Source organism: Mycobacterium sp. SMC-13, assembly GCF_045311035.1.
GTDB lineage: Bacteria > Actinomycetota > Actinomycetes > Mycobacteriales > Mycobacteriaceae > Mycobacterium.
This window is the reverse complement of the sequence record NZ_JBJIAI010000028.1, coordinates 29,939-41,147: the sequence shown is the minus strand read 5'-3', so window position 1 is coordinate 41,147 and position 11,209 is coordinate 29,939. Positions and strand designations below refer to the sequence as shown.

At 64.6% G+C, this 11,209-nt stretch carries 16 protein-coding genes; 5 read left to right on the top strand and 11 right to left on the bottom strand.

Annotation, left to right across the window (positions count from 1 at the left end; all coding sequences use genetic code 11):
* Nucleotides 1-28: 28 nt before the first annotated feature.
* The 4 genes from ACJH6I_RS27670 to ACJH6I_RS27655 all read right to left on the bottom strand — a co-directional run bounded on the left by ACJH6I_RS27670 (nt 29) and on the right by ACJH6I_RS27655 (nt 2,313).
* Nucleotides 29-772 carry a hypothetical protein gene (locus tag ACJH6I_RS27670; protein WP_406784893.1) on the bottom strand — a complete coding sequence of 248 codons (744 nt, stop codon included), beginning with the start codon at nt 770-772 and terminating at the stop codon, nt 29-31.
* Nucleotides 773-1,100: 328 nt separating this feature from the next.
* The gene (locus ACJH6I_RS27665; protein WP_406784892.1) at nt 1,101-1,247 is read right to left on the bottom strand and encodes a hypothetical protein; all 147 of its coding nucleotides are present in this window, start codon (nt 1,245-1,247) and stop codon (nt 1,101-1,103) included.
* Between the two features lie 8 nt (nt 1,248-1,255).
* The gene (locus ACJH6I_RS27660) at nt 1,256-1,498 is read right to left on the bottom strand and encodes a hypothetical protein (protein WP_406784891.1); all 243 of its coding nucleotides are present in this window, start codon (nt 1,496-1,498) and stop codon (nt 1,256-1,258) included.
* Nucleotides 1,499-1,629: 131 nt separating this feature from the next.
* On the bottom strand, nt 1,630-2,313 hold the full coding sequence (locus ACJH6I_RS27655; protein WP_406784890.1) for a hypothetical protein: 684 nt from the start codon (nt 2,311-2,313) through the stop codon (nt 1,630-1,632).
* A 169-nt stretch (nt 2,314-2,482) separates the two neighbouring features.
* On the opposite strand from ACJH6I_RS27655, the gene ACJH6I_RS27650 reads away from it, so the two are divergent.
* Genes ACJH6I_RS27650 through ACJH6I_RS27630 form a run of 5 tightly spaced genes read left to right on the top strand, consistent with a single transcriptional unit; the run spans nt 2,483 to nt 4,695 of the window.
* Nucleotides 2,483-3,127, top strand: a complete 645-nt coding sequence (locus ACJH6I_RS27650; RefSeq protein ID WP_406784889.1) for a hypothetical protein — start codon at nt 2,483-2,485, stop codon at nt 3,125-3,127.
* Complete coding sequence (locus ACJH6I_RS27645; protein WP_406784888.1) at nt 3,124-3,726, top strand: RES family NAD+ phosphorylase; 603 nt, start codon at nt 3,124-3,126, stop codon at nt 3,724-3,726. The genes ACJH6I_RS27650 and ACJH6I_RS27645 overlap by 4 nt, the downstream gene beginning before the upstream one ends.
* A gap of 19 nt (nt 3,727-3,745) precedes the next feature.
* A complete protein-coding gene (locus ACJH6I_RS27640) occupies nt 3,746-4,126 on the top strand; it encodes a hypothetical protein (protein ID WP_406784887.1) in 381 nt (126 codons plus the stop codon).
* Nucleotides 4,119-4,502 (top strand): hypothetical protein, encoded by a 384-nt coding sequence (locus tag ACJH6I_RS27635; RefSeq protein WP_406784886.1) that lies wholly within the window; start codon nt 4,119-4,121, stop codon nt 4,500-4,502. Before ACJH6I_RS27640 ends, ACJH6I_RS27635 begins: the two co-directional genes overlap by 8 nt.
* A gap of 34 nt (nt 4,503-4,536) precedes the next feature.
* Entirely contained in the window at nt 4,537-4,695 is a 159-nt protein-coding gene (locus ACJH6I_RS27630; RefSeq protein WP_406784885.1) for a hypothetical protein, read from the top strand.
* Between the two features lie 243 nt (nt 4,696-4,938).
* Here ACJH6I_RS27630 and ACJH6I_RS27625 read toward each other — a convergent pair whose 3' ends face one another.
* The 7 genes from ACJH6I_RS27625 to ACJH6I_RS27595 form a co-directional block, all read right to left on the bottom strand.
* On the bottom strand, nt 4,939-6,318 hold the full coding sequence (locus tag ACJH6I_RS27625; RefSeq protein ID WP_406784884.1) for a TerD family protein: 1,380 nt from the start codon (nt 6,316-6,318) through the stop codon (nt 4,939-4,941).
* A 121-nt stretch (nt 6,319-6,439) separates the two neighbouring features.
* On the bottom strand, nt 6,440-7,198 hold the full coding sequence (locus ACJH6I_RS27620; RefSeq protein WP_406784883.1) for an AIM24 family protein: 759 nt from the start codon (nt 7,196-7,198) through the stop codon (nt 6,440-6,442).
* Nucleotides 7,195-7,890: an AIM24 family protein gene (locus ACJH6I_RS27615; protein ID WP_406784882.1), complete on the bottom strand. Its 696-nt coding sequence runs from the start codon at nt 7,888-7,890 to the stop codon at nt 7,195-7,197. Before ACJH6I_RS27615 ends, ACJH6I_RS27620 begins: the two co-directional genes overlap by 4 nt.
* Nucleotides 7,891-7,901: 11 nt before the next feature.
* Nucleotides 7,902-8,525: an AIM24 family protein gene (locus ACJH6I_RS27610; RefSeq protein WP_406784881.1), complete on the bottom strand. Its 624-nt coding sequence runs from the start codon at nt 8,523-8,525 to the stop codon at nt 7,902-7,904.
* A gap of 119 nt (nt 8,526-8,644) precedes the next feature.
* A complete protein-coding gene (locus ACJH6I_RS27605; RefSeq protein ID WP_406784880.1) occupies nt 8,645-9,316 on the bottom strand; it encodes a Tellurium resistance in 672 nt (223 codons plus the stop codon).
* 7 nt (nt 9,317-9,323) lie between these two features.
* Nucleotides 9,324-10,433 carry a DUF475 domain-containing protein gene (locus ACJH6I_RS27600; protein ID WP_406784879.1) on the bottom strand — a complete coding sequence of 370 codons (1,110 nt, stop codon included), beginning with the start codon at nt 10,431-10,433 and terminating at the stop codon, nt 9,324-9,326.
* 75 nt (nt 10,434-10,508) lie between these two features.
* Entirely contained in the window at nt 10,509-11,084 is a 576-nt protein-coding gene (locus ACJH6I_RS27595) for a TerD family protein (protein ID WP_406784878.1), read from the bottom strand.
* Nucleotides 11,085-11,209 lie beyond the last annotated feature (125 nt).

Genomic DNA, 11,209 nt, shown 5'->3' with positions numbered 1-11,209 from the left:
ATGGCCAATCGCTCCGGCAGCCAGGAATCTAGTCGCGGACCAGCCGCAGCCCCACCGGCTCCGGAACATCCGACATGACGGTGTGCCGAGGCTCCGCCGGCCGCTCCACGCCGATCAGCGAACCCGGCACTGGAAACATGACCGCCTCAAGGGCGCGCAGCGCATCCCGGGCCCGCGACAAATGAGCGTACGCCGTTGCCGCACCAAGAAACTCGGGCCGATCCTTGATCGGGGCGAACGCGAACTGCTGCCAATACTGGGACAACGCCCGCGCCGCGGCGAGCTCGGCAGCCTTGCTGGGCTGCGGTCCTGCCGGCGCCGGGTGCAGCAGGACCAGCGTGTCGAGAGGGCTGGCCATCCGCTCGACCAACTCGGCCACGATCCACGGCCCCAATCCGTTTCCGCGCAGCGGTTCGGCTACCTCCACCATCGTGACGATCAAGACCCGGTTGAAGGGCACATCGTCGAACTGCTCCTGCACCGCCAGGGCGACGTCCTCGCCCTCGAACAGGCTCGCGAAATGCGCGGTGTCCTGCGATAACGAGTCCAGCAGATCAGCGATCGGGTGCTGCGCGACGTTGATGATCAGGAACTCGGCATAGCCGCCGACCACATCAGCGGTGTCGCCCTCGTTGCCGTCCTCGTCGAGATAGCTCAGCTCCAGATCAGCGCGCCACGTCATCATCGCGTCGAACTGGGATTCGCCGGTGCTGGAGTACCGCAGTCTCGGTCCGATCAGCATCACGACGTCAGTCGGGGTGGCGGCGGTCATCCCAAACACTCTTCCCGATCGCTCACGCCGGCGCGAACAGCCACGCCGCCATCAACAACCGATGCGCCTCCGATCGCCGACAGCCCGATCGCCCCGCCATCAGCAGAAGTGACGTCGGGCGATGAACCAGCTCGCCGCCGGCGATACCTCCGCCGACCACGGCCGTATCCGGTTGCACTGCGCAACGAGAGTTCGCGCGGCCGCGCTGATTGTTTCTCCACCGCCCGGGGAGTCTATGTCGCATGTTGTTGATACAACGTGCGGTACAGCGGTTTTCAGCGGCTTGTGTTGGGAAAAGGTGCGGCATGGACTGGCTACAGCACGGCATTCAATCCGGACCCCAGCTGTTGTCGGTGACGCTCACCGTGAAGGTGCCGTTGCGCGGTGGATTGTCGGGATCGATCCCGAACACCTCGCACAGACAGTCATCGCCGCCCCACATCGAGCACAGTTCGGCTCTGCATTCGCCGACCACCAGGGCCCCTACGCCGATCGGCGCAACGCACTTTCTAGTGTCGACTGCCACCCGTCCGACCCGGCCCGCGCGACCGGCTCATCGACCGTGAAGCCGGTTGCTGCGATCGCCCGGTCGATGGTCACCCAATCGCTGTCGCTCGGATACCCACCACGGCCGTGCACCACTTGACGCTCCCGCAGCAGATTTTTGAGCGCATGAAGGATCATCCCGGCCTGCTCAAGATTGGTCATCCCCGTCGAGTCCGTCATGCCCACTGAGTCTAAGCAGCTTTGAATCTAAGGCAACACGCGCGCGTTAACAGCAAGTACCACAAAGAGTTTCGACCGCCCGCCCTGTTGCGCAGCCCGCGGGGCTGGACGGGCGGGAGCGTGCCGGCGGCCTACCGCGGGTAGTTCAGATTCGGTGGGTAGCTCTGGTTGGGATATCCGGGCGGTGGGTAGCTCTGGTGACTCTGCGGCGGATAGCCGGGGTAACTCTGCGGCGGATAGCCGGGGTAACTCTGCGGCGGATAGCCGGGGTACCCCTGCTGCGGCAGCATGGGGTATGTCGGCCCCTGCCCGCCGCCGTTCGGCCTGCTGTGGCGGCGCCACAGCGCCACCCCCATGATGACGACGCAGACCACCAACGCCGGAACCAGGACGATGTACTGCCAGGACCAGCCTTTCGGTGCGCTCACCCACATCTGATTCGCTCCTGGGCACCGCACAGTCACCGGACCGCGGTCGAGCGGCAACTCGCCGACAGCCCGGTACTCCTTTCCGCCCGATCGCCAGATGCGTTTGCGCGGGCCGAATCTCCTCTCGGGGTGCGAGCCAGTGAACGGCGTCAGCGACTGAGTCTGGCCGTCGGACGTCGTTGCGGTGCAACGAATGTTCGACTGTCCCTTTTCGAGGTAGACGACGTATCGGCCGTCGGCCGGAGTCACGACCTCACCGGACCGGATCAATACGCTCGGATCGTTCACCGAGCCGAACATCACCGACGCCAGTAGCGCCAACATTGCCAACCCGAACACCAGCCCCAGCACTCTGCCGACCGGGCTACGTCCCCCGACACTCCCCATCCCCCGATTCTCACATGGCGGCCGGCGGTTGTTCGGCACTAGTTCAGCCCACCAGCGGCTCGATCGAGTCAGTTGCGCGGCGAGATCGACGCCAACGACGTCGGCATCACCGACACCCAGCGACCTCGGATACCACCCTCTGTCGTGAATATGGCGCTACGATGACGACATGACTACGACAGAAGTGGGCTTGGCGCCACTACTGGCCCAGGTCAACGCCGCAACCCAGCTCCTCGCGGCCTCCCCGGAGGTGCCAGCCGAGGTCGCAGAACTCATCGACAGCCTCGATAACCGACTCACACCACAGCCGATCGACGCCGATGCTTACCTGACCAACACCCTCTGGCTGGCAGCCTTCCGCGCCGAAAAAGCCCTGCGCCACGACAACCCCGACGACGCCCGCCGGGACGTCCGCATCGCGCTCGAGCAAGTCCGTCAAGCTCTGCGCGACATCGTCGACCGCCGCCCGTACAGCGACGACGTCCCCATCCACGAAGTACTCGACGCCACGATGGCCATTCTCGATGCACCGCAGACCGCCGCCGCCGAGTTGTTCGGCGTATCGGTCCGCCAGCTGCAGCGCTGGCTCGCCCCCGGCGGCACACAGCCCGCCGGCCTGGACGCTGCCCGCGTCCGGATCGTCGCGCAGATCACCAACCAGCTGCGCCACACCTTCACCGGCCCCGGAGTCCTGGCGTGGTTCACCCGCGAACATCCCATGCTCGGCCGCGCCCCGATCGACATGCTCGGCGACCCGACCACCTACCCCGATGTCCTCGCCGCGGCCACCGCAGCGCGCGCCATGACGACGTGAAGCTGCAGGTCTTCCGGCACGCCGCCTACGACACCCCCTGGTGGGCGTTTCCCAGCTCCCGTCCTGGGCGCTTCCACCGCGCCCACCAGGACACCGTCCAGTACCTGTGCCTGCACCCGCTGGGCCCGGCCGCTGAGATGCTGCGCCACCAGATCGGCCCCGACGGCGACCCCGACCACCTGCTGCTCAACCTGTGGACCGCGATCGTCGACGTCCCCAACGTCGTGTCGATCGACTTCGCCAACTGCACCGACCACGGCATCACCCCCGACGAGCTCGTCGGCGAGGACTACGCCCCCACCCAACAACTGGCCACCAGCGTCCAACAGTCCGGCGCCCCGGCGATGATCGTGCCCTCGGCCGCACTCCCCGGAACCCACAACCTGATCGTGTTCGGCGCCCGCGTGGCCCACCCGTACCTGCAGCCAGCCCGCATGACCGAAGAGGTGCCGACCGGGCACCTGACCGATGGCGCCAGACCCGCAGCCGAAGTCGTTCCGTATGTACGGTGGCGCGGCGAACCACACAGCGCCGCAGAACAATTCAAATCGAACGGCAACTATCAGAGGTTCACCGATCCCCTTCCAACGCGATGGTGAACCGAACAGCGAGCGGATCATGACCGAAAACCACGACGCCCCCGACCCCGCCGGCGCGATCGACACGTCGGCCCGGCCGGCATGGCACCGCACCGGGCACAAGCACTTCCCGTACGCAGCCCATCAGTCCGGTGTCTGGTGGGTTCTCCGCCGCAATTTCGAGTTCCCCGAGATCGACATGTTCACCCTGTTCGTCGACGGCCTGGCCGCCGCCGACGTCACCGCCGGCCCCAACGATCCGGTGCCGCTGGTGGCGAGCATCGGCGCCCTCGACGCCGCCCGGCCCGAAGAGGCTATTCCGATGCTCGACGAGGACACCGCCGCCACCGTCGTGAGCACGGTGGCCGGCTACGCCGAATACGGAAGCGAACACGACAACCACGGCCAGTCCGATGATTGACAGTCTTGAGGTCGTCATCGCCGCGAGCGACGTGAAGTACTTGGCGTCAGTGCTACGCGGCGAGATCGACGCCGACGATGTCGACCTGACCGACATCCACGGCATCGAGATCGGGCTACAGCCAGCCCTGTTCAAACCCACAATCGACGACGGTGAAGTGCTCATCGAGGCACGCACACCGCACCACCAACTGATGGGCGGATGCTACGGCGCACTGGCTCGCCAGATCGCCGACTCTCTCGACGGCACAAGCGCCGTACAAGTGCCAGTGATGCTGTCCTACTGCACATCTGGCGAACCCGGAGCGGAAATGTTCGAGGTGGCGGTGTTCTTCGTCGCCGAACGCCGACCGCACCACCGACAACGAGAGCCCTGAAACCGCTATCCGCCCGAAAGGACACCGCCCCGCCATGACCGACAACACCAACGGCGCCCCGGACATCACCGACCCCAACGACCTTGCCTTCCTGGAGATGATGCGCACCGCTACGTTCGGCGGAAACGTCACCCTGCCCTCCGGGCTGACACTGACACCCGAGCAGATCCGCGAACTTACCGCGGACAGCTGAACGCCGACAGTGACCAGATTCTAGAATCTAGTCATCGAGCGGCGGCAGGAGAATTCCGCCAATTGACCGCTGCCGCAAACCTTTCCACGTTCCGTTCCGAAATCCCCGCCCCGTGTCCTCGCGATGGGCGACCTCACCCGCCTGATGGGCGGATGCGACCGGACACTGGCCGCCGCCGAATCGTCGGCCGGCACGAGCGGCGTGCAGGCGTCAGTAACGCTGGCCCCGAGGCGTTCGATGGTCCTACTTCTGTTTCGATTTCTTCGGCGCCGGCTGGCACTGGCCTGAATACCGGTTCAGGCCCTGTCCGTGGCTGTGTTGTTTGCTTTGTCCGACGGGCCCGCCTTTGGGAGCGCGGACCCAGTTGCCGGCCGCGTCCAGGCCGGGCATGTGCTCGCTCGAGGCCGCGCTGTAGCGGGTGGTTCCGTCGACGGTCAGAATCCCGTCTTGGACGTCGATGTGAGCGACTGTGGCCCAGTAGGAGTTCTTGTTGTTGCCGACGTAGACGAGGATTTCGTCGGCGTCGTGGCCGGGCAGTCCATCTGCGCCGGCACGCCCATAGCGGATCGCGCACCGTGGTCGGCCGAATTCGTTGATCGCACCGGAGCCATTGTCGACGCTCTGGTAGATGTTGACCAGCAGGTCGCCGTTTTCCTGGGGTAGCACGCGAACTTGCTCGACGGCCGGCCGATTGCCGGCGCCTGGTCCCATACTGTCGCCGTAGTGATGGACGAACGGCCACTGGTTGAGGTTTCCGTGGTGTCCCTGGTCGCCGCTGACCACGACGTATTCATTGGTGACCTCATTGCGGCAGAAGAAGTACACATCGAGATCGCCTTCTCCATAACGCATTACGCGGCCATGGGAGTCGTACTGCGCGTTACGCCCGTCCCATTCCAGACCGACGGTGAGCACCCAATTTGGGTCGCCATGGCTTTTTCGCAGGTCGATCTTCGCGGTCTTGTTCGCCGAGTCCTTGGTGAGCACCACCGCTACTTTGTTCATGTTTATCGGCGCTTGTGCCGGGGCAGGAGGCGCGGGCACGATCGGCGTGGCCGGTGCCGTCGGCGCTGGGCCCGCCGCTGACTCAGGTTCATCCACCGAGATACCAAAAGCCCGAGCGAATTCCGCCAGCCCGCCGTCGTAACCCTGTCCAATGGCGTCCAGCCGCCATCGCCCATTGCGTCGGTACATTGCGACCAGTTGCAGGACGGTCTCGGTGCTCAGCCCTGCCGGCAGAAACTGCATCGTCTCCTGCGGGCCGGTGATCTCGGCCGCGATCGCGCCGATATCACCGAACCGCAGGCCTTGGGCTTCAGTACTCGCCGCGATCACCACACGGTGCACATTGTCGGGGATGGCGTTGAGAGCCACCTGGATTGTCTGTGCACCGGTCAACGTGATTCCGGGGCGACGGGGATTGTTGAAGAACACGAAGTCGTCGTCGGAGGGGACCCGATGGTCGGCATCAACGGCGATCGCCATCAGATCGACCGACGCTGCAGAGGGCCCGGTCACTGCAACGGTGTAGGTGCTCCCCGCCAGATCGGTCTTGGAACCTTTCGCGATGTTCGCCATAACACACTCCCCCGATTCTTGATTGTCCATGCCTGCCAGCATCATTGGTGGTCGGCGGACCGACCGACCCACGAATGAAGCGCACCCACGATTCGTGGCGCCGGAACCATCGCCCGCGCGACGAGCGCATCTGCACAGGGCGGGTACGGCCTCGATGCGACGAAGTTCAGCGGTGTTGTTGGCTAGCCAATTGAGAGTTGATGACTCCGTTGAGGTGTTGCAGTCCGGTCATCGTCAATCCATGGAGCTGATTTTCGATGGTGCGGACCACCGCCGAGTCGCTGAGAACTTTCTCGCTCGATTGCACGAGAATGGTTCCGGCGCCGGTGAAGTCGAACTGTCGTTCCTCACCGGTATTGACACCGAATCGTGCCGCGCCCGCTGCAATCATGTTGGTCACCCAACCGTGGTCGTAGTGGTGGCTCGGTGCCGGGCAGTCGGCCCAGCCGACCAGGGCTTCGGGATCTACGCGCGCCGGTGGTTCGACGAACATCACCGGCCCGTTCGAGGACGCCAGGAACTTGCCGGTGCCCAGCAGGGTCACAAACCCCGGCACGATCGACTGGTTCATCGACAGCCCAGGCTCGAAGGCCAAGAGGTTGGCGGCGCGGATCGTGAGGTTGCCGTCGTCGAGATCGTAGGAGTTGATGTCGTACCCGCGATCGCCGATGATCAGCTTGCCCTGCCCCTCAGCGACTGTGTAGTCGCCGAAATACATTGGTGCCGAGAACTGTTGGGCCACCATGTGCAGTAGGCCACCGTGCAGTCCGTGGGTGAGTGCCCGGAAGTCGATCTGGCCGTAGTACGCGATCATCGCACCCTTGCGGATGAACCACGGCGACGTCAGGTTGATACAGAACGCGTAGTGATTGTCCGGCACGTTGTCGTCGTTCGGCAACGTCACCGGGTTGAGCACCTGGCTCACAGCTTCTCCTCCGAGGCCTGCACGAATACGATTCCCTGTCCGACACAATGCAATTGCATGGCCTCACCAGCCCCGCGGCCGACGGCATCACGCCAACTCAGCGCGGACTTGAGCTCGGTCTGCACGTTGCCGTACGCGGCGACGAACGCCTGCGGATCGACCACCACCGGCGACGGGCCGCCGACCTGCATCTCGATCACCCCGCCGTGGGCGAGCAGGACAGCGCTGCCCTGCCCCGACAGCTGCGTGGTGAACATGCCCTGCCCGGTCAGCGCCCCGGATGCAGCGCCGCGCAGCATCCCCATCACGCCCCCGCCGCCGGACCCACCGCTGCTGGCCACCGACACCACCGAACTTTGCAGCCCCGCTGTGTTGGCCAGCAGCCGCGAAGCCTCCACCCGCAGAACGGCCCCGGCTGCGATGTCTACGGTGTGGACGTCAAGGCCGGCATAGCCGTAGTGCACTTCGCCGTTGCCTTGGGCGAGCATGGTGCGTTCGTGCTCGCCCTGCATCATGCGCCCGGCGAGCCGAACGATGCCGCCCATGCCGCCGAACTGGCCCGCGCCGGGAATCTGGTGCGGCGCGAACGCCACCTGGCCGGTGTAGAACAGCATCGCCCCGGCCCGGGCGACGACGCCACCGACCTGACCGACGTTGACCTTCACGACCTTTGAGTTGACTTTCGTGAACATCGTCGTGACTCCTATCGCTCGGCCGGCTGAATCGACACCAGGCCCGAACCCTCCCAGCGCAGCGAGAACGCTTCCCCGCTTCCTTGGCCGACCGCCGTACGCCACGACACGTCGGTCACGAACGACTGCTGCAGATTGCCTTTCGCGCAGACGAAAGCGTCCGGGTCCACGACAAGCGGATACTGGGGTGACACCTCCAGATGGATCAGCGGTCCGCCGGCCGAGAGCAAGGCGACCTGGCCCTGTCCGGACACCACGGTGGTGAACAGGCCCTGACCGGAAGTTGCCCCCCGTAGACCCGCGAACGTCACGTTGGTCTGCAGATTGCCGGCCATCGCCAGCAGTTGACGCGATTCCACCTTGAGCTGCTCGTTGTTGATGTCGATGATGGTGACGTGCTGAGCGTTAACAGCCAGCAGGACCCGCCCAACGCCTTGACATTCCATCAGCGACAGCGCTTCGCCGGTGGCACGCTGCTTGAGCCCGGCCATCAGGCCGGAGCCGCCGCCAAAGCCCGCCGACTTGAACGAGATGTTGCCCTCATAGGCGATCATCGAGCCGCTCAGCGCGCGAATCGACGTGTTGTTCACGTGCGCTTCAATGACTTTGCTCGACGTTTGATAGAGCTGCGCCATCAGTACCTTTCCCGGGGTGCTTGAACGTTGAGGGGGCTGCCGACCACATGCGCGACGTAAAGGGCGCTGCAAGCGACGCCGTGTCGTGCAGGCCCGAGCGTTCCGCTGCGGGTGTCCCGCTACTTGCGGCCCGCCTGCCATCGCATTCCCCAGCTGTAGGCGCGGTCGAGTTCGCTCTGGGATCCGTTGATGTAGTTGACTTCCCGCTGCACATGCAGGCCGCCATTGGCGTAGTACACCTGGGCGACAGCGCATATGCGGGCGCCGTTGACCGGTGAGTCAAGCCGCACCTCAATCGGCGGCCCCGACGTCGGGTACAGGGTGACCACCCCATCGACGGCTGCCCAATTCGCAGCCCCCTCGTAGATCATCGCGAAGATGAGAATCCGCCGGAACTGTTGGGGCTGAGCGAGATTGATGTGCATGTTCTCACCCCCGGCGGCCGCGCCGCTGCGGTCGTCTCCGTCGAGGGCGATATAGGGCGGCCGGTCCCGGGCGCCGAAGCTGTTGCCCAACGCCTGGATCACGCCCTTGCTGCCGTCGGCGAGCTCGTAGAGGCAACCCAGGTCCAAATCGACGGCCGATTTGCGGCCGAAAAAGCCGCTCTTGCCGCCCGACCAGTTCAGGTTGACCCGCATGACTCCTTGGGACTCACCGGGTTTGGTGAGGTTCACCTGGGGCGCAGCCTTGGTCAGGCTGATCTTCGACAGGTTCACCCCCGGGGACGCCGCCGATCCCGCCGGCGCTGGTGCGGGATTGGCTGCGGGCCGCTTGTTGTAGTCGATTCCCATGGTTGTCTCAATTCGTCAGGACGGTGGGGGTGCTATCGGAACCGGACGCGGTGGCGCGCCGGTTACGAATGATGCTGGAGATGAACGCGGCCGCGATCAGAACGACCCCAATGAGGCCGGTGAGGATTTCGTTGACGTGTACTCCCAACGAGATCAACAGGATCACCGCCAGCGCGCCGATCGCCCAATGGGCGCCATGCTCGAGGTACACGTAATCCGACAGCGTGCCCTTACGGACCAGAAAGATCGTGATCGACCGGACAAACATCGCGCCGATGAAGCCAAGACCCAGCGCGATGATGATCGGATCGCTGGTAATGGCGAAGGCCCCGATGACGCCGTCGAACGAGAACGACGCGTCGAGCACCTCCAGGTACAGGAACAAAAAGAAAGCCGCTTTGCCGGAAGTCTTAGCCAGTTCCGACGGGCCTCCCGGCGCGGCCTCGTCGCCGTCTTCATCGACATCGAACATCGCGCCGAGCCCGTCGATGAGGATGTAACTGCCGAGCCCGAGCACGCCGGCGAACAGCACCGTCGGCACGTGCGCCTCGTCGACCAAGAACTCCGCGGAGGCCACCAATGCAGCCAGCGCCACCACCACGGCGAGCTGATCAAGTTTGCCGGCACGGCCTAGTGGGCGCTCAAGCCAACTGAGCCAAGTGATTTCGCGTTCGCTGAAAATGAAATTGAGGAACAGCATCATCAGAAACATGCCGCCGAACGCGGCGATCTGCGGGTGTGCAGCCGTTAGCGCCGTCTCATAGCTCGGCGAGCCATCCGGGAAGTATGCGGCGCCGTCGTTCGGCGGGTTCAGGGCGATGTGGATGGCGCGCACCGGATCGAGGCCGGCGGTGATCCACACGACGGCCAGCGGAAAGACCAGCCGCATCCCGAAGACCGCAATCAGGATGCCGACGGTCAGGAACATCTTCTGCCAGAACGCGTTCATCCGTTGCAGCACCGTGGCGTTGATGACGGCGTTGTCGAATGACAGGGACACCTCGAAGATGCCCAGTACCGCCGCCAGGATCAACGCCTGCGGCCCCCCGTAGATGAACGCGACGACCAACGCCACCGCGCTGACCAGAAATGAGATGCCGAAGACGCGTCCCACCATATGACTACTCCCCCCATTCAATTCGACGACAGCGACGTCCGCCGGCAGCACCGGCGGACGTCGATCGCGCCATCGCTAGACGTTGACGCCGTAATCGCGCGCAATGCCGGCCAGCCCGGACGCGTAGCCCTGGCCGATGGCGCGGAACTTCCACTCAGCGCCGTTGCGGTACAGCTCACCGAACACCATCGCGGTCTCAGTGGAGGCGTCCTCGGACAGGTCGTAGCGCGCAAGCTCCTTGCCGTTGGAGCGGTCGACGACACGGATGAACGCGTTCTGCACCTGGCCGAAACTCTGCGAGCGCCCATCGGCGTCGTAAATCGACACCGGGAAGAAGATGTTGGTGATGCTCGGCGGGGTGGCCGCGAGATCAACGTTGATGACCTCGTCATCCCCCTCACCCTCGCCGGTCAGGTTGTCACCGGTGTGCTCGATCGAGCCTTCCGGGGACTTCAAGTTGTTGAAGAAAACGAAATGCTTGTCGCTGAGCACCTTCTTATCCGGCCCCGTGGCAATGGCACTGGCATCCAGATCGAAATCCGCCCCGGTGGTGGTACGGATGTCCCAGCCCAGACCCACCGCCACCGCAGTGAGGTTCGGAGCCTCCTTGGTCAGCGAAACATTTCCGCCCTTGGTCAGACTGACGCCCATGCGATTACCTTCCTGAAACTGTGAGTTTGAGATTCGGCTAACAAGCCGCTACTTGCCGGAACAGCTCGCCGGCGGAAGATGCGCGCGCGTCATCCCCATGTCGCAACATTGGGGCCCCCGAGAGA

What these genes read in the sequence shown, in the direction of transcription:
- ACJH6I_RS27600 (WP_406784879.1), bottom strand. Translation starts at nt 10,433, where the DNA reads ATGGTGGGACGCGTCTTCGGCATCTCATTTCTGGTCAGCGCGGTGGCG.
- ACJH6I_RS27625 (WP_406784884.1), bottom strand. Translation starts at nt 6,318, where the DNA reads ATGATGCTGGCAGGCATGGACAATCAAGAATCGGGGGAGTGTGTTATG.
- ACJH6I_RS27605 (WP_406784880.1), bottom strand. Translation starts at nt 9,316, where the DNA reads ATGGGAATCGACTACAACAAGCGGCCCGCAGCCAATCCCGCACCAGCG.
- ACJH6I_RS27615 (WP_406784882.1), bottom strand. Translation starts at nt 7,890, where the DNA reads ATGTTCACGAAAGTCAACTCAAAGGTCGTGAAGGTCAACGTCGGTCAG.
- ACJH6I_RS27670 (WP_406784893.1), bottom strand. Translation starts at nt 772, where the DNA reads ATGACCGCCGCCACCCCGACTGACGTCGTGATGCTGATCGGACCGAGA.
- ACJH6I_RS27640 (WP_406784887.1), top strand. Translation starts at nt 3,746, where the DNA reads ATGACCGAAAACCACGACGCCCCCGACCCCGCCGGCGCGATCGACACG.
- ACJH6I_RS27635 (WP_406784886.1), top strand. Translation starts at nt 4,119, where the DNA reads ATGATTGACAGTCTTGAGGTCGTCATCGCCGCGAGCGACGTGAAGTAC.
- ACJH6I_RS27630 (WP_406784885.1), top strand. Translation starts at nt 4,537, where the DNA reads ATGACCGACAACACCAACGGCGCCCCGGACATCACCGACCCCAACGAC.
- ACJH6I_RS27610 (WP_406784881.1), bottom strand. Translation starts at nt 8,525, where the DNA reads ATGGCGCAGCTCTATCAAACGTCGAGCAAAGTCATTGAAGCGCACGTG.
- ACJH6I_RS27595 (WP_406784878.1), bottom strand. Translation starts at nt 11,084, where the DNA reads ATGGGCGTCAGTCTGACCAAGGGCGGAAATGTTTCGCTGACCAAGGAG.
- ACJH6I_RS27655 (WP_406784890.1), bottom strand. Translation starts at nt 2,313, where the DNA reads ATGGGGAGTGTCGGGGGACGTAGCCCGGTCGGCAGAGTGCTGGGGCTG.
- ACJH6I_RS27660 (WP_406784891.1), bottom strand. Translation starts at nt 1,498, where the DNA reads ATGACGGACTCGACGGGGATGACCAATCTTGAGCAGGCCGGGATGATC.
- ACJH6I_RS27650 (WP_406784889.1), top strand. Translation starts at nt 2,483, where the DNA reads ATGACTACGACAGAAGTGGGCTTGGCGCCACTACTGGCCCAGGTCAAC.